At 49.1% G+C, this 24652-nt stretch carries 26 protein-coding genes; 18 read left to right on the top strand and 8 right to left on the bottom strand.

Annotation, left to right across the window (positions count from 1 at the left end):
- Positions 1–2 precede the first annotated feature (2 nt).
- The 9 genes from tamL (at position 3) to L6466_RS07305 (ending at position 12176) form a co-directional block, all read left to right on the top strand.
- Positions 3–2225 (top strand): translocation and assembly module lipoprotein TamL, encoded by a 2223-nt coding sequence (gene tamL, locus L6466_RS07345; protein WP_237803318.1) that lies wholly within the window; start codon positions 3–5, stop codon positions 2223–2225.
- A 77-nt stretch (positions 2226–2302) separates the two neighbouring features.
- On the top strand, positions 2303–3106 hold the full coding sequence (locus L6466_RS07340) for an MBL fold metallo-hydrolase (RefSeq protein ID WP_237792751.1): 804 nt from the start codon (positions 2303–2305) through the stop codon (positions 3104–3106).
- A gap of 94 nt (positions 3107–3200) precedes the next feature.
- Positions 3201–3689, top strand: coding sequence for a Fur family transcriptional regulator (locus L6466_RS07335; protein ID WP_091818530.1), 489 nt, complete (start codon positions 3201–3203; stop codon positions 3687–3689).
- Between the two features lie 20 nt (positions 3690–3709).
- Positions 3710–4981 carry an adenylosuccinate synthase gene (locus L6466_RS07330; RefSeq protein WP_091854701.1) on the top strand — a complete coding sequence of 424 codons (1272 nt, stop codon included), beginning with the start codon at positions 3710–3712 and terminating at the stop codon, positions 4979–4981.
- On the top strand, positions 4982–6337 hold the full coding sequence (gene hisS, locus L6466_RS07325; RefSeq protein WP_237803319.1) for a histidine--tRNA ligase: 1356 nt from the start codon (positions 4982–4984) through the stop codon (positions 6335–6337).
- A 21-nt stretch (positions 6338–6358) separates the two neighbouring features.
- Positions 6359–7189, top strand: coding sequence for a rhamnogalacturonan acetylesterase (locus L6466_RS07320; RefSeq protein WP_237803320.1), 831 nt, complete (start codon positions 6359–6361; stop codon positions 7187–7189).
- A gap of 98 nt (positions 7190–7287) precedes the next feature.
- Positions 7288–7845, top strand: a complete 558-nt coding sequence (locus tag L6466_RS07315) for an NADH peroxidase (protein ID WP_237803321.1) — start codon at positions 7288–7290, stop codon at positions 7843–7845.
- Between the two features lie 327 nt (positions 7846–8172).
- Entirely contained in the window at positions 8173–11913 is a 3741-nt protein-coding gene (locus tag L6466_RS07310; protein ID WP_237803322.1) for an InlB B-repeat-containing protein, read from the top strand.
- A 62-nt stretch (positions 11914–11975) separates the two neighbouring features.
- Positions 11976–12176 (top strand): hypothetical protein, encoded by a 201-nt coding sequence (locus L6466_RS07305; protein ID WP_237792758.1) that lies wholly within the window; start codon positions 11976–11978, stop codon positions 12174–12176.
- 230 nt (positions 12177–12406) lie between these two features.
- On the opposite strand, the gene L6466_RS07300 is transcribed toward L6466_RS07305, so the two are convergent.
- Entirely contained in the window at positions 12407–13231 is an 825-nt protein-coding gene (locus L6466_RS07300) for a nucleotidyl transferase AbiEii/AbiGii toxin family protein (RefSeq protein WP_237803323.1), read from the bottom strand.
- The gene (locus L6466_RS07295; RefSeq protein WP_237803324.1) at positions 13215–13850 is read right to left on the bottom strand and encodes a type IV toxin-antitoxin system AbiEi family antitoxin domain-containing protein; all 636 of its coding nucleotides are present in this window, start codon (positions 13848–13850) and stop codon (positions 13215–13217) included. Before L6466_RS07295 ends, L6466_RS07300 begins: the two co-directional genes overlap by 17 nt.
- Positions 13851–14071: 221 nt before the next feature.
- Here L6466_RS07295 and L6466_RS07290 point away from each other — a divergent pair, with 221 nt between their 5' ends.
- From L6466_RS07290 to L6466_RS07280, 3 genes are read left to right on the top strand one after another with little or no spacing between them, the layout of a single operon-like run.
- Complete coding sequence (locus L6466_RS07290; protein ID WP_091818521.1) at positions 14072–14275, top strand: helix-turn-helix transcriptional regulator; 204 nt, start codon at positions 14072–14074, stop codon at positions 14273–14275.
- Positions 14272–14610: a HipA N-terminal domain-containing protein gene (locus tag L6466_RS07285; RefSeq protein WP_091818520.1), complete on the top strand. Its 339-nt coding sequence runs from the start codon at positions 14272–14274 to the stop codon at positions 14608–14610. The genes L6466_RS07290 and L6466_RS07285 overlap by 4 nt, the downstream gene beginning before the upstream one ends.
- Positions 14603–15541 (top strand): HipA domain-containing protein, encoded by a 939-nt coding sequence (locus L6466_RS07280; protein ID WP_237803325.1) that lies wholly within the window; start codon positions 14603–14605, stop codon positions 15539–15541. The genes L6466_RS07285 and L6466_RS07280 overlap by 8 nt, the downstream gene beginning before the upstream one ends.
- A gap of 71 nt (positions 15542–15612) precedes the next feature.
- Here the strand turns inward: L6466_RS07280 and L6466_RS07275 are convergent, their stop codons facing one another.
- From L6466_RS07275 to L6466_RS07260, 4 genes are all read right to left on the bottom strand, one after another.
- Positions 15613–15711, bottom strand: a complete 99-nt coding sequence (locus L6466_RS07275; protein WP_176756895.1) for a smalltalk protein — start codon at positions 15709–15711, stop codon at positions 15613–15615.
- A gap of 46 nt (positions 15712–15757) precedes the next feature.
- A complete protein-coding gene (locus tag L6466_RS07270) occupies positions 15758–16318 on the bottom strand; it encodes an HU family DNA-binding protein (protein ID WP_237803327.1) in 561 nt (186 codons plus the stop codon).
- A gap of 409 nt (positions 16319–16727) precedes the next feature.
- Positions 16728–17126 (bottom strand): PIN domain-containing protein, encoded by a 399-nt coding sequence (locus tag L6466_RS07265; RefSeq protein ID WP_237803328.1) that lies wholly within the window; start codon positions 17124–17126, stop codon positions 16728–16730.
- Positions 17123–17386 carry a hypothetical protein gene (locus L6466_RS07260; RefSeq protein WP_237792764.1) on the bottom strand — a complete coding sequence of 88 codons (264 nt, stop codon included), beginning with the start codon at positions 17384–17386 and terminating at the stop codon, positions 17123–17125. Before L6466_RS07260 ends, L6466_RS07265 begins: the two co-directional genes overlap by 4 nt.
- Positions 17387–17600: 214 nt before the next feature.
- Between L6466_RS07260 and L6466_RS14240 the strand changes: the two genes are divergently transcribed.
- A complete protein-coding gene (locus L6466_RS14240; RefSeq protein WP_255780989.1) occupies positions 17601–17726 on the top strand; it encodes a hypothetical protein in 126 nt (41 codons plus the stop codon).
- 169 nt (positions 17727–17895) lie between these two features.
- Here the strand turns inward: L6466_RS14240 and L6466_RS07255 are convergent, their stop codons facing one another.
- Complete coding sequence (locus L6466_RS07255; RefSeq protein WP_237793115.1) at positions 17896–17997, bottom strand: smalltalk protein; 102 nt, start codon at positions 17995–17997, stop codon at positions 17896–17898.
- A 29-nt stretch (positions 17998–18026) separates the two neighbouring features.
- Entirely contained in the window at positions 18027–18587 is a 561-nt protein-coding gene (locus L6466_RS07250) for an HU family DNA-binding protein (protein WP_237803329.1), read from the bottom strand.
- Between the two features lie 664 nt (positions 18588–19251).
- Between L6466_RS07250 and L6466_RS07245 the strand changes: the two genes are divergently transcribed.
- The 5 genes from L6466_RS07245 (at position 19252) to L6466_RS07225 (ending at position 24620) form a co-directional block, all read left to right on the top strand.
- Positions 19252–20358: a hypothetical protein gene (locus L6466_RS07245; RefSeq protein ID WP_237803330.1), complete on the top strand. Its 1107-nt coding sequence runs from the start codon at positions 19252–19254 to the stop codon at positions 20356–20358.
- A gap of 272 nt (positions 20359–20630) precedes the next feature.
- On the top strand, positions 20631–21290 hold the full coding sequence (locus tag L6466_RS07240; RefSeq protein ID WP_237803331.1) for a hypothetical protein: 660 nt from the start codon (positions 20631–20633) through the stop codon (positions 21288–21290).
- Between the two features lie 56 nt (positions 21291–21346).
- Positions 21347–21640 carry a hypothetical protein gene (locus L6466_RS07235; RefSeq protein ID WP_237803332.1) on the top strand — a complete coding sequence of 98 codons (294 nt, stop codon included), beginning with the start codon at positions 21347–21349 and terminating at the stop codon, positions 21638–21640.
- Positions 21641–21693: 53 nt separating this feature from the next.
- Complete coding sequence (locus L6466_RS07230) at positions 21694–22176, top strand: hypothetical protein (RefSeq protein ID WP_237803333.1); 483 nt, start codon at positions 21694–21696, stop codon at positions 22174–22176.
- Positions 22134–24620 carry a BT4734/BF3469 family protein gene (locus L6466_RS07225; RefSeq protein ID WP_237803334.1) on the top strand — a complete coding sequence of 829 codons (2487 nt, stop codon included), beginning with the start codon at positions 22134–22136 and terminating at the stop codon, positions 24618–24620. Before L6466_RS07230 ends, L6466_RS07225 begins: the two co-directional genes overlap by 43 nt.
- Positions 24621–24652 lie beyond the last annotated feature (32 nt).

Raw genomic sequence — 24652 nt, 5'->3', positions numbered from 1 at the left:
TTATGCGAAACGTATACTTTCTGACCTCTTTTTTTCTGGGTGCGATGGTCTTTTTCTCATCGTGCTCCAGCACAAAATATGTACCAAAAGACCAGTATCTGCTGAAAAGCGTGAAGGTAAAGTCGGAAAGTAACTATCATGATATCAATACGTTGGCTCTGCGCAATTATGTCAGACAGATGCCCAATAGCCGATGGTTCTCGCTCTATAAGCTTCCCCTTGCCGTCTATTCCCTGTCGGGCAGGGACAGCACGAAGTGGATCAACCGCACGTTGAAGTCGATGGGCGAGGCTCCTGTCGTGTTCGACAGTCTTTCTTCCGTACAGACTTGTGCCGACCTGGCCCAGCAGTTGAAGAACGAGGGCTTCCTTGACGCACAGGTCAGGCTGCAGGTATCCACGAAAGGACGCAAGGCGAAGGTCGAATATCTCCTGCAACCCGGCGAACCCTATTTCGTGGATAGTATCGGCTATGCGATTCAGGATACCACCATCGCCCGTATCTTGTCCCGGCAGGGTGCGTCGGCCAGTCTGTTATACAAGGGTATGAAGTTTGACGTGTCCAAACTGGATGCCGAGCGCAAGCGTATCAGCACGCTCCTCTCAGATTCCGGCTATTACCGTTTTCATAAGGACTATATCACCTATCAGGCTGATTCCATATCCCATTCGCGACTCATCAACCTGACGTTGCATCTGGCGCCTTATCAGTTGCCCAACGAGGAATATGTGCCTCATACGCGTTACTGGATGCGTCATATCAATTACGGTAGCGGCAGCCCCGGTGATAACCAGATTCACCTCCGCCAGCATGTGCTCCAGGAGTGCACGCACCTGCATTCTGGCAGTCCTTATTCCGCCTCCGGTTTGCAGAATACGTATAACCACTTCGGACGCCTGCAGGCCGTAAAATATACGAATATCACCTTTAAGCAGGTGCCGGATGCCGACTCGCTGGATTGTCAGATCCTCCTGCAGAACAACAAGCCCTCTACGCTGAGTTTCCAGCCTGAAGGTACGAATACGGCGGGCGACCTGGGCGCTGCGGCCTCGCTGACTTACCAGAACCGCAACCTGTTTCGTGGTAGCGAGGTGCTGAGCGTCCAGTTGCGTGGTGCCTACGAGGCCATCCGCGGTCTGGAGGGCTACTCCAATCAGAACTTCGTGGAATATAGCGCCGAGGCCAAGTTGCAGTTCCCCCGATTCATCTCGCCCTTTGTCAACCGGCGAATCCGTCGGCTGGTCAATGCCACCAGCGAGGTGTCCCTGCTTTACGATATGCAGGACCGTCCTGAGTTCCACCGCCGGCTCCTCTCTGCTGCCTGGCGCTATAAGTGGAGCTTCCCGCATCGCAAGGATAAGTTCCAGGTGGATGTGCTCGACCTCAACTATGTCTTCATGCCCTGGATATCAGAGACGTTTCATAATGAGTATCTGAGAAATGACAACAACCGTAACGCCATCCTGCGTTATAACTACGAGGATCTGTTTATCACCAAGATTGGTTTCGGTTATTCCGTCACCAAGGGCAATACGGCGTTTAAGTCGAATATCGAGACCTCGGGTAACCTGCTCTCACTGGCGTCTCGCATGTGGAATGCCAAGAAAGACGAACTGGGTCATTATCAGGTGTTTAACATCGCCTTTGCGCAGTATGTGAAGTGCGATTTGGATCTGAGTCATGTCCTGATGATTGATAAGAACAACCAACTGGTTTTCCATGCTGGTCTTGGCGTGGCCTATCCCTATGGCAACTCCACCGTGATGCCCTTTGAAAAACGCTATTTCTCCGGTGGTGCCAATAGTGTGCGTGGATGGACCGTGCGTTCTTTGGGACCGGGACAGTATAAGGAACAGGACGGACGTATCAACTTCATCAACCAGACGGGTGACATGAAGCTCGACCTGAATGCCGAGTATCGCACGTACCTGTTCTGGAAATTCAACGGAGCCCTCTTCGTGGATGCCGGTAATATCTGGACCATCCGCCAGTACGACGAACAGCCCGGCGGACAGTTCAGCTTCAAGGATTTTCCCCGTCAGCTGGCAGTCAGCTATGGACTGGGCCTGCGCCTGAACTTCGACTATTTCATCCTGCGTTTCGACCTGGGTATGAAGGCGGTCAACCCGGCTTACGAGGCCGAGGACGACGAGCACTATCCTGTGCTTCATCCTAACTTCAAGCGCGACTATGCCTTCCATTTCGCCGTGGGAATGCCGTTCTAAGATGTAAGATGTAAGATGTAAGAGGTAAGAGGTGTCGGCTTCGCCGAGTAAGAATTATTGGAAACCATATATATTAAATGCTGAGATTTATATCATTTGGAAGCGGAAGCAGTGGTAACTGCTATTATCTATACACAGAGACGGATAGTCTCATTATTGATGCCGGTGTAGGCATCCGTTCGTTGAAGAAGTATTTTCGTGACTACGGACTGGACATCTACAAGGTGCATCGCATCCTGATTACGCATGATCATGCCGACCATATCAAGTGTGTGGGCAGCCTGAGTCATGATTACCAACTGCCCGTCTTTGCCACCCGTACCGTCCACGAGGGTATTGACCGTAATTTCTGTGTGGTACGTAAGGTCGGTGCCGAACTGCGTCATTACGTGGAGCCAGGCGTCACGGTACAGTTGGGCGAGTTCGCCGTAACCCCGTTCACCGTGCCCCACGACAGTAGTGATAACGTGGGCTATATGATTGAGGTCCAGGACACCACGTTCTGCATCATTACCGATGCCGGCCGTGTGACCGACGAGATGGCACAGTATATCGGTCGTGCCCAGCACCTGGTCATCGAGGCCAATCATGATTGCGAGATGTTGCAGCAGGGACCCTATCCCCAGTATCTGAAGGAACGTATTGCCAATGGCTTCGGTCATCTGAACAACGAGGCGTGCGGTCAGGCTATTGCCACAAACATGTGCGAGCACCTGCGTCACGTATGGCTTTGCCATCTCTCGGAGGAGAACAACCACCCCGAACTGGCACGCAAGACCATCGAGACCATCCTGCGCTCCTATGGCATCGTGGCCGGCAAGGATTTCGAACTGGAAGTGCTGAAACGCACCAAGCCTACGGGTATTTTTGACTGCGTCTAATTAACAGCCGCCTGCATATTTATTCGTATAGCGTATTTTTTTATTCCTTTTATACCTGATATTCAATATAATTTTGTAACTTTGCGGTCGGTTTATGAAGACTATTGATAAAATAGAAGGAACATATGCTGCTGTAGTACGGATTCTGGATAATTATCTGGAAATGAATAATCATCGCAAAACGCCCGAGCGTTATGCGATTCTTCGTGCGGTTTATAGTATGGATGGGCATTTCACCATTGATGAACTGGGCGCGAAACTGGCAGAGAATGATAAATTCCCCGTCTCCCGTGCCACGCTTTATAATACGCTGAATCTCTTCATGGAGTTGCGCCTGGTAATCCGTCACCGTTTTCAGGGCACTACGAAATACGAGGCATGCCGTTCTGACAATAACCATTGCCACCAGATATGTACCGTGTGTGGCAAGGTGACCGAGATCAAGGCTCCCGAGGTGGTAGAGGCCATAGAGGACATGCACCTGAAGCGCTTCCGCAAGGATGGCTTCTCCCTTTATATCTACGGCATCTGTTCTGTGTGTCAGGGTGCACTCACAAGGAAAAGTAAAAAGAGAAATAATTAGAATACAAAAACATAAAGACAATGAAACAAGGTAAGGTTGATGTCCTGCTGGGTTTGCAGTGGGGCGACGAAGGTAAAGGAAAGGTTGTTGACGTGCTGACTCCCCATTACGATGTGGTAGCCCGTTTCCAGGGTGGTCCTAACGCTGGCCATACGTTGGAGTTCAACGGCGAGAAGTATGTACTCCGTTCTATCCCTTCAGGTATTTTCCAGGGTGGCAAGGTAAACATCATCGGTAATGGCGTTGTGCTGGCTCCCGATCTCTTCATGGAGGAGGCAAAGGCACTCGAGGCCACTGGCCATCCCCTGAGAGAGCGTCTTCATATCTCAAAGAAGGCTCACCTCATCATGCCTACCCACCGTGTGCTCGATGCAGCCTATGAGGCTCAGAAGGGTAAGAATAAGGTGGGCACCACCGGTAAGGGCATTGGTCCTACTTATACCGACAAGGTTAGTCGCACGGGTCTGCGTGTTGGCGATATCCTCGAGAATTTCCCCGAGAAGTATGCTGCTGCAAAGGCTCGCCACGAGGCTATCCTGAAGTCGCTCAACTTTGACTACGACATCACGGAGGTAGAGAAAAAATGGCTGGAGGGTATCGAGTACCTGCGTCAGTTCCCCATCGTTGATTCTGAGCACGAGATCAACCAGATCCTGCGTTCTGGCAAGAGTGTGCTGTGCGAGGGTGCCCAGGGCACTATGCTCGATGTGGACTTCGGTAGCTATCCCTTCGTTACTTCTTCCAACACCATCTGTGCTGGTGCCTGCACCGGTCTGGGTATCGGTCCCAACAAGATTGGCGAGGTGTTTGGTATCATGAAGGCTTACTGCACCCGTGTTGGTGCCGGTCCTTTCCCCACAGAGCTCTTCGATGAGACTGGCAAGAAGATTCGTGACCTGGGTCATGAGTATGGTGCCGTGACTGGTCGTGAGCGCCGTTGTGGCTGGATCGACCTCGTAGCCCTGCGCTATTCTATCATGGTCAACGGTGTTACCCAGCTTATCATGATGAAGAGCGACGTGCTCGATGGCTTCGACACCATCAAGGCCTGCACTTCTTATAAGGTGAATGGCGTGGAGACGCGCGACTTCCCCTACAACATCGAGGAGGGTATCGAACCTGTCTATGTAGAACTGCCCGGTTGGAAGACCGACATGACGAAGTTTACTTCTGAGAGTCAGTTCCCCAAGCAGTTCTCTGACTACATCAAGTTCCTCGAGAAAGAACTCGAAACTCCTATCACGATTATTTCAATCGGTCCTGACCGTGAACAAACTATTGTTAGAAAATAAATGGCAAACAAACCAAGTATTCCCAAAGGTACTCGCGACTTCGGCCCTGTAGAGATGGCCAAGCGCAACTATATCTTTAATACCATCCGTAGCGTGTACGAGCTCTACGGATTCCAGCAGATTGAGACTCCTGCGCAGGAAACCCTTCAGACGCTGATGGGTAAGTATGGCGAGGAGGGCGACAAACTGCTCTTCAAGATTCTGAACTCTGGCGACTACCTGTCGAAGATTGAGGATAGCGAACTGACCGAGCGCAACACGCTCCGTCTGGCTTCCAAAATCTGCGAAAAGGGTCTGCGCTACGACCTCACCGTGCCTTTCGCCCGCTATGTGGTGATGCACCGCGAGGAACTGCAGTTGCCTTTCAAGCGCTATCAGGTGCAGCCCGTGTGGCGTGCCGACCGTCCCCAGAAGGGCCGCTATCGTGAGTTCTATCAGTTCGATGGCGATGTGGTGGGCTCTGACTCGCTGCTCAACGAGGTGGAACTGATGCAGATCGTCGACACCGTGTTCACCCGTTTCGGTGTGCGTGTGCAGATCAAGATCAACAACCGCAAGATCCTGACTGGTATCGCCGAGGTGATCGGTGCTGCCGATAAGATCGTGGATATCACCGTGGCTATCGATAAGCTCGACAAGATTGGTATCGATAATGTGAATGCCGAACTGCGTGAGGATGGTCTCACCGACGAGCAGATTGAGAAGCTGCAGCCTATCATCATGCTCGAGGGTACTAACGAGCAGAAACTCGAGACCATCGCCCAGGTGCTCGCTTCCAGTGAGACCGGCTTGAAGGGCGTCGAGGAAACCCGTTATATCCTGAGTTTCCTGACTTCACTCAACAATGAGATTCAGCTCGACCTGACCCTGGCTCGTGGCCTGAGCTACTATACCGGTGCTATCTTCGAGGTGAAGGCGCTCGACACACCTATGGGCTCTATCTCAGGTGGTGGTCGTTACGACAACCTCACGGGTATCTTCGGCATGCCTGGTCTTTCAGGTGTAGGTATCTCGTTTGGCGTGGATCGTATCTACGACGTGCTCAATGCCCTTGACCTCTATCCCAAGGACTCGCTGCAGACCACTCAGGTGCTCTTCATCAATTTTGGTGAGAAGGAGACGGCCTACTGTCTGCCTGTCGTTGCTAAGGTGCGCCAGGCTGGCATCCGTGCCGAGATTTTCCCCGACAGCACGAAGATGAAGAAGCAGATGTCGTACGCCAATGCCAAGCAGATTCCTTTCGTGGTGCTGGCTGGCGACAACGAGATGGCTGAGGGCAAGGTGACGCTGAAGAATATGGAGACGGGTGAACAGACACTCGTTTCGCCCGAGGAGCTCATTGCGAAGCTGTCGTAAACCCATTATAAAAACAAATCAATGAAACAAATCAAACTACTTACTGTATTGTTGGCCTTGGTGCTTCTCTGCACCTCGGCCACCAAACAGAAAACTACAACAATATTTATTATAGGTGATTCTACCGCCGCACAGAAAGATCTCTCTAAAGGCAAGCAAGAGCGAGGGTGGGGGATGGCCTTGCAGGAATACTTTGACGAAGAGTATATAGTCGTTGACAATCATGCAGTTAACGGACGCTCGTCGCTCTCGTTTCACAACGAGGGTCGCTGGGAAAAGGTGCTGCAGAAGATGAAGCCCGGCGACTATGTCATCATCCAGTTCGGACATAATGACGAGAAGCCCAAGGCCGACCGCCACACCGACCCCGGCTCTACGTTCGACTATATGTTGGCACGCTATGTGCGCGAGACGCGCGAGCATGGTGGCATCCCCGTACTGATGAACAGCGTGGTGCGCCGCAACTTCTTTGTCGAGGCACCCCAAATCGAGGACGACGAACTGCTACGTACCACCACCTTCAAGGATGGTGTGAAGATGGTGGAGGGCGACTCCCTGATTGATACCCACGGCCTCTATCGTGTGGCACCGCGTGATGTGGCTAAGCGCATGAATGTGCACTTCGTCGATGCCAACAAGATTACGCACGACCTGGAACAGGGTCTGGGGCGCGAGGCATCCAAGAAGCTCCACATGTGGTACCGCCCGGGCGAGGAGCCCAGCGAACCCAAGGGTAAGCAGGACAACACCCACTATAACGTCTATGGTGCCCATGTAGTGGCTGGTCTGCTGGCCGATGCCCTGTGTGAAGAGATTCCCGTGCTGAGCAAATATCGCACGAAGAAAAAATAACCACATAAAATCCTGCAAAAAACTTGCAGGATTTATTTTTTATCCTTATCTTTGCAAACATATAACCCTATTACTAACCAAATACTAAGTTTTAGATTATGAAAAAGAAGTTTATCTGCGCCGTTTGTGGATATATCTACGAAGGCGATGAAGCTCCCGAGAAGTGTCCCATCTGTAAGGCTCCTGCCTCAAAGTTCTCTGAACTGGAGGATGATGCTGATATGACTTATGCTACCGTTCATAAGATTGGTGACGGCAAGCCCGAGGGAGTTAGTGAGGAAATGATCAACGACCTGCGTGCACACTTCAATGGTGAGTGTGGTGAGGTTGGTATGTATCTGGCAATGGCTCGTCAGGCCGATCGTGAGGGTTATCCCGAGATTGCCGAGGCCTTCAAGCGCTACGCTTTCGAAGAGGCCGACCATGCCTCTCGTTTTGCTGAGCTGCTGGGCGAGGTTGTATGGGACACCAAGACCAACCTTGAGAAGCGTGCTGCTGCCGAGGCAGGTGCCTGCGAGGATAAGTTCCGTATTGCCAAGAACGCCAAGGCTGCCGGTTTCGATGCCATCCACGACACCGTACACGAAATGGCCAAGGACGAGGCCCGTCATGGTGCCGGCTTCGCTGGTCTGCTGAAGCGCTATTTCGGCAAGTAAGTATTATCTGAAAATATATATTGAAAGCGAGCTCGGCAAAATTGCCGGGCTCACTCTTTTTTACATGTCTGTAGACATTAAAATTCTAAGGAGTAGGGGAGCCGGAGAAGGTTTTTAGACGATTTCATCGGAATTAGGTGTTAGAATTCGCGGAATTTTAACACCTAATTCCGTAATTTTAAACACCTACTTGGAATTTTAAACACCTTATTATAAAAAAAATGTGTACCTTTGCGGGCGTTTTTTGGGATTTTTCAACGATGAGAAAGTTTGAGGTCATATTTATACCCTACGAGACAATTAAATAATCAATAATAAACAATAACAATGAGTATTAAGAAAGACTTTTTCGCGCCCTTAGCCTCGGGGCTGGGCGCAACGCGACGGGCAGCCATGCTGCTGCTTGTGATGATGCTCACGACTGCAACGGCATGGGCACAAACCACAATTACGCCAACCACCCCCTCGCAGGATGGTGACGGCTTTTACAGCATCGGCTCTGCCGCAGAACTTTACGGCTTTGCTGAGCTTGTCAACAATGGCAATGCTTCAGCCAACGCTAAACTGACCGCTGACATTGTGGTCAATGAAAACGTGTTGGACGCCAACGGAGAAGCCAACACCGGCGACTTTGTGCAATGGACACCGATAGGAAATGATTATTTTGAGGGCAAGGTTTATTCCGGCACATTCGATGGGCAGGGACACACCGTCAGCGGACTCTATGTCAGCGGCAGTAGCTGGCGTGTCGGACTTGTTGGTGCAGTAAGCGGTTCAGCCGTCGTCAAGAACCTCGGCATTGTGGATTCGTATTTCAGCAGTTCCAACAACTTCCTTGGTTCGATAGTAGGTGGAGTCGCTAATAACTCTTCCGTTACTCTCGCCAATGTGTATAGCACAAGTACCGTAAAGGGCGACAACTGGATTGGCGGGCTTGCGGGCGGTGGCGATGGCTCCGTCTCTGTCGTCAATTCCTATTTTGCAGGAAAGACAAGTGCAAATTGGGCCTACGGCACTCACCACGACGATCTTGTGGCGGGCGATTTTGACAGGTCCACTCTCACTGTGTGCAACGCTTTTGTCCTCGGTACTTCGCAATATGGCACATCGGTTACGGCAGAGCAACTTTCCGACGGCACGGTGGCTGCGGCTCTGCATTATTATCAGGACGCTCTTGCCGACGGCTCGATGTTTGGTCTGAGTGGTGGCAAGACGAATTTCTCCGGCACGATTGACGGCGTGAGCGTTCCGACAGCCAACATCACCTTGCACACCTTCACTGGCGACACTAAGACGTATTCGTCAAAATACATTGTCGGGAATACCACGCCGCTGCCCGTAAACGTAGAGCGTGAGGGTTACACATTCTTTGGCTGGTACGACAATGCTGACCTTGAAGGCGATGCCGTTACAAGCATTTCTTCTTCCGAAACCGACGACAAAGAATATTGGGCGAAATTTGAAAGAAGTCACGCTGTGTCGTTTGTCCTTGGTGGCGGCACAATCCGAAGCGGAGAAATCGACCATTACATTGAGGGAGAAACAACGGTACTTCCCACATATGTGACGAAGGTCGGTGCTTCGTTCGAGGGCTGGTACACGACGGAGGACTTCACAGGCAGCCGTTATTACTCCATTCCAGCCACGGCAACCGAGGATATGACGTTTTATGCGAAATGGGGCGAAGTAAAAACGACATTCTATCTTGTTCAAGGCGGCAGTCCTGAGCCTGTGAGCATCCTCTACGAAGGCGAGAGCATTGTCTGGCTCGACAAAACGACGACGGAAAGATATGTTATTTCCGATAACTTTTACAATTATTGGGGTTCTAATCCAGATATCAATGTGCCTTACACCGGCGGAGAATCCACATTCGGCAATTACGCAAGTGAGTTTAGTGTTGCTCAAAGCGGATTCTATGTGTTCACTCTGACGGACAAGGGCGGTGAAAGTTGGTTTGTGTCGATATTGAAGTCTATGCTGAACTGCGACGTGGCATCTATACCCACCCAGGTCTATACGGGCTCGGCAATCGAACCTGACGTGACCGTTAAAGATGGAGAAACAACGCTCACTCTTGGCACGGATTACGAGGTGGCTTACAGCAATAACGTCAACGCAGGAACAGCCACAGTCACCATCACCGGCAAGGGCAACTACTCGGGCGAGAGCGCAGCAACGTTCACTATTGTAAAGTCCATGACCAATGATGGCATCACTATTGCCGCCATCGCTGACCAGACCTACACCGGCTCTGCCATCGAACCTGCCGTGACCGTAACCGATGGAGAAAAAACCCTCACGCTTGGAACAGATTATACCATCGGGTATTCTGCCAATGTGAATGTGGGTACAGCCACTGCTACCATTACCGGCAAGGGCAACTACACGGGCTCAAGAGAGGCGACGTTCACTATTGTCTATCCCACCGTCACCACGTCGTATGTCGAGGCCGACGGCACACTGCACGAGAATGTTGTCGCCATCCCGCTAATCAATGCCATGACAACACTGCCGGCGGGCACCTATGTGGTGAACAGCGACGTGGCCTATACGGGCACCGTGACACTCAGCGGCGACGTGACGCTGATTCTCGGCGACGGCAAGACGATGACTGTGACGAACACGGGAACGGACGTAAAGGATCGTGCCATCTATGGTGATGAGAAGACGCTACACATCTACGGACAGAGCCAGGGCACGGGTGCCCTGACGGCTACGGCTGTTGGAGGCGATGCTGCAATCTGTTTGTTGATTAATCAAAAAGCTACAAGTCTGCTTGGCATCCACGGCGGTGTGGTATCGGCTTCGACAGAGTACGCCAGTGGCAACGGTATCCTAGTGCAGTGCGAAACTGATGCCGGCGGCATCGTTATCGATGGCGGACAGGTAACGGCCTCGGGTAACAATTTTGGCATCTACTGCGAGGGCGGACACTTCGACATACTGGGCGGACAGGTAACTGCCACGGGCACAAACTTTGGCGGATTAGGCATTTGTGACTGTAGTTTACCCGGTGTGCTGACACTTGGCTACTCAAAGGCAAGCGACTTTGTTAGCACCAACAGTATATACAACTACTGCGGCGAGAGTTTTGCCGGCGAGGTTAAGATTGCCGACGACCAGACGCTGGTTGACGGAAATGGAAACATTTGGAGTGGAACGCTCAGTAATGATGAGATCCAGAGCATCCACAACCAGACACTGCGACCTGTTACGGGCGTGGCGCTGACGAAGGATGGCAATAACGTCTCCGCCACATTCAACGGCTCATCGGAGACGACGGTGAGCATCCCTGTGGATGTCAATGTAACTAGCGTGACCTACAACCGCGCATTTACCGAGGGCAAGCCATCCACTGTGATGTTGCCGTTCTCGCTTGGCGAAGGACAGACGCTGACGGGCGGCAAGCTCTATAAGTTCTCGGGTGTTACGAAGAATGAAACGACAGGCAAGTGGGAGGCTACGATGACCGAAACGACGACGCTACAGGCAAACACTCCGTATCTGCTGATGCCAGACAATAAACTGACAGACGCCAAAGTGACCTTCGATCTCAACAATAATACTGTGACGCTCAACACCAATGGCGGCGGCAACTGCGAGACGGCTGCCCCTGGCAGTCACTGGACGTTTAAGGGAACATACAGATTTAAAGAATGGAATTCCAACGATTATAACGACGCTGAAGAGATAGGCCGTGCCTACGGCTTTGCCGGTGTGGCGAAAGATGGCATTAATGTGGGTGACTTCGTAAGGGTAGCCAGCGGCGCCAAGATTCGCCCGATGAGAGCATACCTGCTGTGGAACGACATGCCGAATGCGGCTAATGCGCGTTCCTTCACACGTGGTGCAGCAGCTAAGGACGAGGAACTGCCACAGAGCATCATCGTGCGCCTGGTAGGCAGCAATGGCGAGACAACCGCCATCGGCACGCTCGATACTGAAACGGGCGAGATGACCTTCGACAGCGAGGCATGGTACACGCTCGACGGTGTGCGTCTGAGTGGCAAGCCAAGCAAGAAGGGACTGTATATTAATAATGGACGTAAAGTAGTAATTAAATAAAGGCGCCCCCACCCTTTACCCTCCCGAGGGAGGGGGTAGGGCTATTTAAAAATTATAAAGCAATGAAAAAGAAAACATACGAGAAACCCACAATGACAGTTGTCGAACTACAATATCGTACATGTCTGCTTCAGGCAAGTGGAGAGCAAAAACCTGACGCTAAAGACTACGACGACTGGCTGGGTGCCCGCGAGTTCGTACTCGATGACGACGAGCCCAGTGGCCGAAAAGCAAACGGCATATGGGACGGCGAAGAAGACTGAAATGAATAATAAATAATTACAACTGTTCCTATACGACTGGTATGGGAGCAGTTTTTTTATTCACCATATTCAACTATAAGCATTTGCAGTAAAGGGAAGATGAGGACCTGAGATAACAGCCCTGAATATTCAGTCTACGGATTCTTGGGACTAAAGGGATAGTGGCAGCGCCAGCGCCGCCTTGGCGGCAAGTCCTATAAGTCCTTGAAGTCCGTAGACAATTATAAAATTCACTTAAACACAATCATGTCGGCCAATTGCAGGAAGTAGTCGTTGCTCCAGATATCGAGCTCTCGCTTGTCAATGATATAAGGGATGACATCGGCCTTTACCACATCAATGTCCGCTTTGGAAATACGTTCCTTTAGAAGCTCCAAAAAGAGTTCCTTGGTAAGGTCAATATCATTAAACTCCTTTGTCCTGACCTTTAGATGTTCAAAATCCAATGCCACACGATTTCGCACATACCATTCGAAATCGTACCAGTCGCGTCCCTTGATACGATTCTTCCAAGCACGAAAAGTAAGAGCATGCATCTTGCCGGCATACAGATCGGGCAGGGTAAAGCAACGCGTGGTAAACGAGAAAGGCTGCATAAGTAGCTTCTGCTCCGTAGAAAACTCAAGAGGAGGATTGACATCTACCTCTATCTTTATCTTCAATGCTTTTTCGGTCTGAAACGTCAGGTTGTACACATCTGTATTATCCTTCAGGAAAGCTGATTCCACCTTGCCAAAGGTACGCTTATCCTTCTTTGTAATAGTAACCGTTCGCCCTAAGATTCGAGCCTCTTCGATAATGGCAGGAAAATAGGGTTCGAGCGTAAAATCCGGATTCTTTGCCAGTAAAGAGAAATCCATATCTTCAGAATATCGCCTTAATCCGTGAAATATCCTGAGACACGTGCCACCGTAGAAGGCTGCCTCTTTAAAGAAACCGCCACGGTAAAGACCGCTCAGCACCACCTGCTGCATCACCTCGTAGAGGGCATTCTTCCTATCGTTATCGCCTGCGATAGTATGCTGCGCTATCATTTGTTCAAAGATGTCTGACATGCTTTATATACTTTATTAACATGTTAATACTCGATTGCTTGCGACTTGCTAATGCACATCGTTCAAGAAGTTTGATATCGAAGCCCTCAAGTGCGTCAGTGTCAAAACGGATGTCTTCCTCAAGATAAGTCTCTACATCCTTCATGAAACGTAGATTCAGGCACTTGCTAAAGTTGATCACATCGCAGAGTGCCTTCTCGGGGGTAGCTATCAAGAAGTTAACACCATCTGCATGCTCTATCCTTACGCCAACTGCGAAGTATTCTGGCGAGCAGTTCTGATAACTGAAACGGCCTACGGCATTCTCAAAATCCCTGGAGTGCTTGGTGGTAACCGATGTTACCTGATACACCCTTTCTGGTATCAAACCATAATGGCGCATGGCATATTCACAGCCCACATACGATGGCCCGTAAATATGATTGGCTATCAGTTCCTTCGACAGTTCCTTACCGGTTTCCATTTTGCTGGCCACGTACATACCTTTCTTTAAGCGTATAATCTGGCCATTCTTTTCGAGCGCACGTGCCTTCTCGGTAATATGCTTATGGTTCGGAAAAACCGCACTTAGCACATTAACGTCAAAGGGGATGTTGCCTATGTTCTCAAACGGTGTCATCTAAATAGATTTAGTGCTTACACGGTGCAAATATAGTTATATTTCGTACAAAAAACAAATATTTTCTTTGTTTTCTGTTCAAAACATTACTATTTTTAACTTTGTTTAGAAAAACTATAGCCGAAACCATATAAAAATGTTAAAAATGATACATTTTATATTAGAAATGATGTAGTTTGCGAATAATTATATATTTTTGCATGCGAAATAATATAATTTGTATGGAAAAGACAAAATTATCGGTAGTGGTGAAGGCTCTGCGCAAGGAATATGGCCTTACACAGGAAGACCTGGCTATGAAGTCGGGTGTAGGTCTTTGCTTTGTACGCAATCTGGAGCAAGGAAAGTCTACTCTTAGGATGGATAAGGTCAACCAGCTACTTGACTTGTTTAACTACGAACTGACAGCAACTAAAAGGCAATGAGACAGGCTGAGATATATCGGAAGGACATCCTTGCGGGTGTCCTGACTGAAGATGGTGGTGAATACCGTTTCTGTTATGGTGAGGCGTATCTTGCACGTGAAGATGCGCAGCCTGTTAGTTTGACGCTCCCATTGCAGGCGGAAGCATTCGTGAGTCCCGTACTGTTCCCGTTTTTTGACGGACTGATACCCGAAGGATGGTTGCTTGACGTGGCTCTTCGCAATACCGATATCAGCGTTCTTGACCGCATGTCGCTCCTGCTTTTGTGCTGTAAGGAGTGTATAGGTTCCGTCAGTGTTGTACCCATAGATAAGGAAGGAGGCGCCCATGTGTAAATGCTTGTATTGCTACAAAGAACTGGAAGAAGGCCAGAAAGACTTTCATCCAGGATGCGCACGAAAATTCTTCGGGTCAAAGGATGTGCCCTTGCTGGACTATAAGCATGAAGACCTCGACCAACTGGCCGAGCAGATAATCCGTGCACAGACATCTCTGACGGGTGTGCAACCTAAGCTGTCGCTGAATCTCAGCAGGCACGATGGGTGCAGCCGCCTGACCATCGTAGGACTATGGGGCGACTATATATTCAAGCCTCAGACAGAGAGTTACGGACAGCTGCCTGAAAACGAGGACCTGACGATGCACTTGGCAGAGGCCGCAAAGATTAGTGTGGTGCCCCACAGCCTGATCCGACTGGCTGACGGAAAACTGGGGTATATCACCAAACGTATTGACCGCACTAAGAATGGCAGGAAGATAGACATGGAGGATATGTGTCAGTTGACGTTGCACCCCACAGAATACAAATACAAAGGTTCGCACGAACAGATTGCCAGGACCATCTTGCAGTACAGCAACACGCCAAAACTCGACCTGACGAATTACATGCAGTTGCTGCTCTTCTGTTTTGTCACTGGCAACAATGACATGCACCTGAAGAACTTCTCGCTCTACCGACCGGCCGCAGACTATCAGCTGACACCGGCTTATGACCTCCTGAATGTGGCTATTGCTAATCCGAAGGACAAGGAGGAACTGGCGCTTACGCTTTGTGGAAAGAAATCAAAACTTACTATGAACGACTTCCTGACTGCGGCAAAGACGATGGGGCTGGAGGAGAACGTGGTGCAGCGTCTCATCAAGAGTCTCCATAAGGCGCAGCCCAAATGGCAGCAGCTCATACAGGATTCCTTCCTCAGCGAGGGAAATAAACAGGCGTATGCAGAGCTTATTGCTTCGCGATTGGATAGATTGAAAGTGGATTAATGAAGTGAGCCCGGCGTTTTGCCGAGCTCACTCTTTTTACTTTTTTACCTTTTTACTTTTTTACCTTTTCTTCACGCCATGCACGAGGTCACGCCCAGTGCCGTTGCAATGGCCGACAGCACACTAATGGCTGTTTGAATTGCGAATTTCCAAAATGTTTTGTTCTTCATGGTTCAGAATTTTAATGTTTAATGTTTCATGTTTAATGTTTAATCCTTAAGGATTTACTGGGCCGCCGCTTTCGCCTCCGCCGTTCTCCGTGCCTCCGTTGTTCCCTGACTCCGTGGCTCCATTCTCCGTGTTTCCGCCTCCGCCGTTCTCAGGATCCTCCGGGTCTTCTACCTCGCCAGAGGTTGAGGTGACTCGCTTCACCTCCTTGCCGTCCCTGTCGATGCAGGTGATCTGGATGGCGGCACTGGCCAGTTCCTCTTTCAGGTCTACGCTGGGGGTGAAGATAATGCGGCGGCTACTGATAAGACCGGCCTTTACATCGTTCACATTCTCCACAGACTTACTGCGCAGTCCGAAGCGTATGCTTCCCAGTCCGGGCAGGGCAACCGAGTGGCCTTCTGTAGCCCATGCCTTAATCACTTCGCCAGCTGCATCCCAGCAGGCCTTCATCACACCCTGGCTCACACCGCTGCGCAGTGCAGCCTCCTTAATTACCTTGTCCTGTGTGAGGGCAGTGTACAACTCAGGCATCATCACGTAGCGATACTTACCAGCGTAGGTGCCTACCTTCTGCAACTGTTCTTTTGCTTTTACTTTCATTGACATAATCTAAATGTGTTTTAAATGGTTACTAAAATTTTAATGTTTAATTATTAATGTTTAATCTTTTTACCTTTGTCAATTTCGGGTCTCTAGAGTGCCTTCGTGCTTCCAAACTTCCTCGTGCACTAGGAAATTTTTTTTCGCTAATTAGGGCGCAATATTTATCCCTTATTGACAATGCAAAGGTACTCATAAAAAGCGATACCTACAAATATTCTTTGTCAAGAAATATGAAAACATGAATATCTTACAATCTTACATTCTTACATTTCATATATTTTTTGTAGTGGTAGAGTTTAAGTAATATAATAATATTATAATATTATTATATTACTTAATTTTCTTCCCTCATTTTTATGCCAAATGTAAGATTGTAAGAATGTAAGATTGTAAGGTTTAGGTGTCGTATATTTTATACTGCCCAGTCCTCAATCTTCAAGCCTTCTATATGCTCAAAGTGCTTGCGGTTATGGGTTACGACTATCAGATCCTTAGCCTTAGCAGCGCAGCCAATCAATAAGTCGAAGTCTTCAATTTTCTTACCTGATTTCCAAAGTTTAGCTCTTTCCTGCGCAAAAGTATGGATGGTCTGGTCGAAGGGAATCACATTCATTTCGGCAACAAACTCTTCTACCTGTTTGAGATTGTCTTCGATTCGATCACTGTAATATGCACCAAAAACGAGTTCTGCTACAACAATATCTGTAATGTAGCAGCTACTTTCTTCAATATCGTTGAGTTTATTTTCAACGTTACGATTTCCTCTAAGCAGAAAAATACATGTACTTGTGTCGAGCAGATATCCGTTCATAGTTCAGCGTCAAATGTGTTATTTGTCCTTGCAGTACGTATTTCTTCCATGATTTCTTCTGCCGAACGGCTATCCTTCCACTTACCAGCAAAACGGCTGGCCCATCCCTTGCGAGGTTCTTTCTTTTCCTCCTCTGGACGAGTCATTGAACTGCTAAGAAGCGTTATGAGCTCCAGTTTAACATTGTCGCTCAAATCCTTCAATTCTGACCAATATTTGGCGCTAATCGATGAAGGTGATACTAAAACATTGGTATTCATATACTCAATTTTTATTGTTTCTGACTGCAAAAATAAATAATAATTCCGAATTCACAAAACAATTTATCCAAGAAAAATCGAGTCTATCATATCTTTTTCTGCTTGAAAAGCATCATTTTCGTAATCTTTTGTATATTTGCAGCGAGATTAAAAACATGACAACACCAAACTTGTACACGAGGACTTCGACATTTATTCCTATCCATTCGTACTGATGGGCTGGAATTTGGGAGCCGACGTTCGTCCGCACGCATACACAAAGGACGAATGGTTCAACGGACCTCATGCTATGTTTTATTACAACGTAGAAGAAGAAAAGGAGGTGCTTTATGAGTCTTAGTGAAAAAAGCTCCAGCACCTACGCGATTACTTATTGAGAAGATCAAGCAGTATATCGCAAATAAATAATAATGAAGCTGACAGGTACCAGTCCCCAGGCGTCCTGGTCCTTGAAGTCCGTAGACATAAATAAAGTGAGCCCGGCAATTTGCCGAGCTCACTCTTTTTTTTTACGCCATGCAGCTGGTCACTCCGAGTGCCGTTGCAATGGCCGACAGCACACTAATGGCTGTCTGGATTGCGAATTTCCAAAATGTCTTGTTCTTCATCATTCAGAATTTTAATGTTTCATGTTTAATCCTTAAGGGTTCACTGGGCCTCCGCTTTCGCCGCCGCTCTCCGTGCCTCCGTTATTCCCTGACTCCGTGGCTCCATTCTCCGTGTTTCCGCCTCCGCCGTTCTCAGGATCCTCCGGGTCTTCTACCTCGCCAGAGGTTGAGGTGACTCGCTTCACTTCCTTGCCGTCCCTGTCGATGCAGGTAATCTGGATGGCGGCACTGGCCAGTTCCTCTTTCAGGTCTACGCTGGGCGTGAAGATGATGCGGCGGCTACTGATAAGGCCGGCCTTTACATCGTTCACATTCTCCACAGACTTACTGCGCAGTCCGAAGCGCATGCTTCCCAGTCCGGGCAGGGCAACCGAGTGGCCTTCTGTAGCCCATGCCTTAATCACTTCGCCAGCTGCATCCCAGCAGGCCTTCATCACACCCTGGCTCACACCGCTGCGCAGTGCAGCCTCTTTGATGACCTTAGCCTGGGGCAGGGTGGAGTACATCTCGGGTTTCATCACATAGCGGTACTTACCCGCTGATTCCTTGTCAAACTTCAGCAGTCTCTCTACTGCTTTTACTCTAAGTGGCATAAATGTTATAAATTTTAAGGGTTGTAAAAATCTTTCCTATTCCTTAAAACCTATTCCTTAATCGTTGTTTTTGTAGCTAAGCCATGCAGAACTTCCTCGTGCACTAAGAAAAATTTTCTCTATAGCCATGCCGCAAATTCTAGATACTTTATCCGTTTTGTATCGTAATGCAAAGGTACGAATTTTTTACGAGATATGCAAGCTTTTATGCAACTATTTTTGAGAAATTTTCTATCATGTCAGGTTACTCACTTACAACTTACTCACTTCGGACATCTGCATTCAGAGAATTTTGAATGAAGAATTTTATATTATTATATAATATATATATATTATATAATAATATAGATAATTATTCTGTAATTTGTTACTATTCCCATCCATATTGAAAAACCTAAATGTCCGAAGTGAGTAAGTTGTAAGTGAGTAAGTTCCTCCTGTACTTCACTGAAGTGTAGAATTTATTTTGTACCTTTGCGTCTGTTTTACTTAGACTATAGATATTAGGGCATATGCCCAAACACATTAACTATTAAAAAAATCATGATACCAAACCTAAAAGTCGGAGCTAACTGGCTCCAACGTGAGGGAACCTTCTGCGTGAAGTGTTCCCGAGTAAAAACAGAGTGTAAAATCTTTAGCCAGAAAGGAGGTGGTTGTTAAGATGAGACGTAATGAGAAGTTACTGCGCCTGGCTAGTGTGCTGGAGATTTGTGATGAGCATGACCTGACTGACGACTGCGTTTTCATGTATTGCAGCAAGTGCGTGAATGATCTGGCGAACAGAAGTATCGAGGCCGTGCAGAGACAGTTGGATAAGCCTGAGATACGGAGCTGCAGGATTCCGCTGGTGATCGACTTTGAGAAGATGACAAATCCGGACTATTGGCTGAAGAGCAAGTTGTTTTGCGAGGCTCTTTCAGAGCGTAGCGAACCCCTGAGGCAGAAGATATTGCAGCTGGTTGACATGCTGCAGATGCTGCAAATGAAGATATTACAGGTGGATGCGGAATATGCCGAGCAGGTGTTCAAGCGGATGGCGGCACGACTGAAAAAATCAACCAACATCCTAGACTATAAAAAATGGAAAGTACAGCATCCGCACCCCACGATGGAACAGCTGGAGCGGCAGCAGGTGCAACTGACCGCCGACATGCTGATAGCCGGTATCCTGGAGTATGACGAGCATGCTTCCGGCGACGAGATAGCAGAGGTGAAACTGGAGCTGGTAAGGAGATGCCTCAGGCACGGGCAGCAGCTGCCAGAGAATTTTATTGAAGAATGTGCCAAACTGAAACGCTATTCCTATTGGAAAGGCAAACACATGTTCATGATAAACTACCACGAGATCTATATCTATCTTTTTTCCCATTGTTTTGAGAAGTTTACAGAGAAACAGCGCATAGTCCTCTACGAGTACGACGTGCAGCTGAGGATGATCCATGAGGACATGATGAAGCTGAAACCTGAACTGAAAGACTTGGAGAAGCAGACGCCCCGCACAGAAGCATCTGAACAGGAGCTGTTTAGGTTTATACATCCAAAGATAGGCGATGAAGAGGGACTGCTGATTCAAGAGGAGGTGGTACGCCTGGTGAGACGGTATGGCGTGCAGATGATATGTGAGTATCTGCAGCGGATGGCTCGTGAAGAAAAAATACTGCTGCCACCTAATCCTTCTACTGCTTATGCCGAGCTGGTGAGACTGGGCATGCCTACAGGTGAAGGATACAGTGAGAAACACTTCAGAAACCATTATTTAAGAAAATAGCCAAGGGCAATTAAGGGCTATCGAGGGCAATTAAGGGCAATTGGGGGATAGTAAGGGCAGGTGCTGCCTGAAACTGTCTCCCATTCATTTTTTGTATCTACTTTTGCACTCGCAAACCAGAGGACGCTCAGAACCGGTTTGCAAGTGCTCTTTAACTTACTGCTACATTTCTCCATTGCATGCCACATGCATACCCCACACATACGCACGAACATTATTTATTCACTATAAAGGTCGCCTGAAAGGAAGCGACGTAAAACAAGCTTTTTATTATGACAAGAACAGAGATACAGGAATTCAAGAGATTCCTACACGTACGTAACATCTACATGATGTTTTCACAGATTTATCATCAGAATCATCTCTCAGTGAATCCTCCCACCTTGGAGGCCTATCTGGAAAAAGCCAAGGTCGAAAGTGTGATACCCCAGGCATTCGTCTATCCGAAGTCGATTTTCGGCAAGGACTTCTGGCTGGCTATCCATGAGGAATGGTTAGAAAAAATAGGAGGGCAGCGAGTCGACAACAGCGAAGCGGCACAACTGGACAGCCTGGACTTGGAGATTATCGACGTCAAGCCGAGGATCAACTGTATGGGACTTCCCAAGAATACTTGTTCGCTGAGTCTGAGAGGCGGCAAACGACTGACGCTGAATCAGGAACACTCGCGGATGATAGCCAAGAAACTATCAACCCATATGCTGCTGACCAGGAGCCGTCAGACTACCGATGTGGTGCTGATGTTCAACCGGACACGAGGTGTTGATGTGAAGTTCAAGGCGGGTTCCAACAGCCTGCAGTTCAACAATGCAGAGCTGGCCAACCGCCTCATTGAACTCTTGAGTCTCGACCCCGAAAAAGAGTACTTTCAGTTGGGAATCGAGTTGCTGGCTGAGACGAAAGACTATTTGTTGTTTATGTTAAGGAAATAAGATATAAGGAAAATGTGAAAAGGATATTGACAATTGATAATTGACAATTAAAAGCAATGGAAAGAATTGTTAGAATTCTGAATCAGAGCGGGCTGCAGACCCGTCAGTACATGGATCGCAAGACAGGCGACCAGAAAGTGATTAACTCGGTAGTGCTGAAGTTGACCGACGGCACGGACACCTTCCTCGGTGAGATTACCGGAGAGAGGGCGGTGAACTGTCCGAAGTACGACCCGCAGTACATCTATAAGGTGCAGTGCTCAATGGTGGTACGTGAGTGGAACTCTCAGCAGACGGGCGAGGCTATGCAGGCCACAACGATTTATGTGGACAAGATAAACATGGTATGACGCTTGAATATTTAGAGCTGATGGAAGACATTGAAAAATGTAAAAATGCAAAAATGGAAGAATTAAAGAATTCGGCACGCAGAAAGTGCATCAGGAGCTTCAAGTCGAATACCCGCGTGTTTGATGATGACTCTATCGAGGTGACACCGCAAGAAAGGGGCGTGCCCTCTCAGAAAGATGTGAAGAAGGTGGGCAGGTCGAAGCGTTACGCTACCACTGGCAAGAACCCGCTGACGTGTATCGAACTGAAATGTCCGGAGGACGTGGTCGATAAGGCTGCCTTTTTCCACAAGGAACTGGCAAAGCTGACTAAAGACATGGAGATTGAGAAACCCCAGTTGCCTGATGGCGAGTTTCTGGTCAACAAAGACAGCCTGAAGGTGTGTCTTGTAAAGGGGGAGCATCCCCAGTTGATGGCCTGGCTCACATTCGAGGTTGAAGGAGTATTGGACGTAAGGAAGCAGTTGTACCAACTTACAAGTGAGATTGACAAATGTTTTGTTATCAACGAAACTTCGGTCTGCCAACAGAAGTAATTACCAAGGAACAGTTTCGGGCGCTTATCATGGCGCCTGAAACTTCCAAGAAAGTGAAGGAGGCTCGCGAGGCTCTGGCAAAAGGCGACAAGAATACCTACGACAGCAAGAAAAAGGGCCTGCCCTTTGTGATATTCATTGCCACGTATGATGAGTCGGACAAGGAGTTCGAGAATAAGCAGACTGGCGAGAAAACCACACGCAGGGGTCTGTGGAGGAATCAGAAGTACTGCCGACTGAATGGCTTGTGCGTCATCGACTTTGACCACATCGAGGGCGATGTCCGCAAGGTTTGGGAGGAGGCCTACGCCAGACTCAGCGATGCGGATAAGGCAAGAATCCTCTTTGTGTTCGTTACGCCATCCGGGCACGGCTTGAAGGTGGTCTTCATGGCTGATGTCAATGTGGGCAACCTGATTGACAACCAGATAGTGTTCTCGCAGAAGCTGGGATTGGATCCCGACGAGAGCTGCAAGGATGGCAGTCGCGGGGCATTCCTGACTACGGAGGAGGATATCATCCTGCTGGATGAACGCATCTTCGACTACGAGAATCCGGAATTTGGCGAGAAATACAATGAGGCGTACCACGAAGGGAAGTCGCAGGCAACGATACAGACTCACCCCCAGCCCCTCTCTGTGAGCGAGGGGGGTGGTCAGACTCAGGGGCAATCACAAGTAGCTGAACTATCTACGCCCATCCCTCACAGGGAGGGGACGGGGGAGGGTCTCCTTTATCACGGCGTGCCCTACAGCAAGATAGTGGCGGCGTGGCTTGGTGATAAGAAGGTGGAGCCTGGCGACAGACACCGCACCTCACTGGTGTTGGCAGACCACCTGCGGTATATCACGGACAACGACCCCGTGCTGATAGAGCGGATTCTGCGTGAGACACCATTCGTGAAAGATATCGTTGAGGAACGCAACGAGAATGTGGCCCAGACGGTGAAGAGTGCGCAGGACTATGAATTCCTGAAAGGCATACCTCGTAGGATGCAGAAGGCTCTGGAGGCTACCGGAGCTACGGAATCGTCTCAACCCTCTGACGTCAGCCCTCAGACCTCTCCCAACGAGGACGACGTCTACGATGCCTTACCCCTTGCAAAATGGGCTGAGGAACTGCAGCAAATGGCAGAGCATTACCCCTGCATGAAGGAACTGTTCCTGAATGTGCATCCGTATAAGTTGCCTGCCGTGCTGTTCTCGTCGGCAGCCCTCTTCGGCACCCTGATGACACGGGCGTGGTACCACTTCTGGTTTGAGCCTGAACTGGTGCGCCGACTGAACTACTGCATCTTCATCATTGGTGACCCGGGTGCTGGTAAGAACGTGATAGAGAAGTTCTACAAGAAGATTGCCGACCCGATGATTCAGGCCGACTCGTGCCTGATTGATGCGGTAAACCGCTACAAGGAGGGGCGCACGGAGCGTTCCACTTCGACAAAGGCTCAAAAGGGCGAAGCCTTGAAACGTCCTGTGGTAGGCATCCGAGTCCATCCTGCCCGCACGGCTACGGGTGAGTTTATCCGCCACATGAATGCCGCCGTGGTAAACATCCAAGACAGGAAGCTGAACCTGCACATGTTCTCGTTTGATGCCGAACTGGACAACGTCAACAAGAACAACAAGGGTGGCGACTGGAAGGACCGCGAAATCCTGGAACTAAAGGCTTTCCACAACGAGGAGGACGGTCAGATGTATGCCAACCAGGAAAGCGTCACGGGCATGTTCAACGTCTATTGGAACTTCATCTATACCGGTACGCCGTATGCCCTGCACCGCAAAGTGAACCAAAGGAATTTCGGTACGGGTATGAGCACCCGACTGGCTGTGATCCCCTTACCCGATAAGGGTCTGGCGAAGCGTCACCAGCAGGTAGATCCTGATGCCAACGAGACGCTGAAGACGTGGGCTTACCGTCTGGATAGGGTAGAGGGCGAACTGCCCATTGAACCCTTGAACGACGAGACCTACGACTGGCAGTCAAGTCATCTGGAGATTGCGGAGTTCAACGGCGACAAGGCGGACCGTACCCTGCTGAAGCGTATTCCGTACTACGGTATTGGCATCTCGTTGCCCTTTATCCTGATGCGCCATTGGGATGAGTGGCAGGAGTCGAGAACCCTGACGATGGACGACATGGATAAGCGCCTGTGCCGCCTGGCAATGGAAATCCAGTACAAGTGCCAGCAGTTCTTCTTTGGCGAGATGGCCTATAACTATTTTGCTGACCAGAACAAGGAGTTCGTGGTACGTAAGCGTAGCACCCGCTACAGCGAGTGCTTCAGGAAGTTGCCCGAGGAGTTCAAGACGTCGCAGTATATGGAGGTGTTCGGCTGCTCTCAGCAAGCTGCTTCACGTGCCATCACCCGATTCCGCAATGACGGGATAGTTGAAGTGGTGAAGTATGGTGTATATAAGAAAATGGTGAGTGAGTTGCCTTAAGGCTCTCACTTACTCACTTACAACTTACTCAC

It is taken from the genome of Prevotella communis (genome assembly GCF_022024175.1).
GTDB classification, from domain to species: Bacteria; Bacteroidota; Bacteroidia; order Bacteroidales; family Bacteroidaceae; genus Prevotella; species Prevotella communis.
This window is presented reverse-complemented; position numbering and strand designations above follow the sequence as displayed.